General features: G+C 42.2%; 1 protein-coding gene. It reads left to right on the top strand.

The features are described from left to right. Positions 1-305, top strand: a 305-nt coding sequence (locus ACYU87_RS27720) for an HNH endonuclease (protein WP_461137240.1), incomplete at its 5' end; no start/stop codon positions are given. Positions 306-510 lie beyond the last annotated feature (205 nt).

Raw genomic sequence — 510 nt, 5'->3', positions numbered from 1 at the left:
ATGGCAGGTTTTGTGAAAAGCATCAAAGGGAAGAGAACCAACGCTACGAGAAGTACGACAGGAATCCTGCTGTACGCCGTAGGTACGGACGAGTGTGGAAAAGAGTAAGAGATGCTTATGTTAAAGAGCATCCATTTTGTGAGGAGTGCTTTAAGAAGAAAATTTTAGTTCCTGTAGAAGAAGTGCATCACATCAAACCTCTTTCTGAAGGTGGAAATCATAATAAAAGCAATTTGATATCTTTATGCAAATCGTGTCATGCGAGAATTCATGCCCAAAGAGGAGACCGTTGGAATAAAAAGTAAATGGGTAGGGGCGGTCATTATCTCTACGAACCTAGCCACCGTGGAACGGGCGTGGGGTCTCATGCACAAAAACACAGGTTCAAAGGGGGTATTAAAGAAAACTAAAAAATATGAATGGAAAGGAAGTGATGAATGTGGCCAAAGACGGAACATATAGAGGTGGGAGAAGAGTAAAAGCAGGAGATAAACCAAGACCGATAGCTGA

Source organism: Spirosoma lituiforme, assembly GCF_054776635.1.
This window is presented reverse-complemented; position numbering and strand designations above follow the sequence as displayed.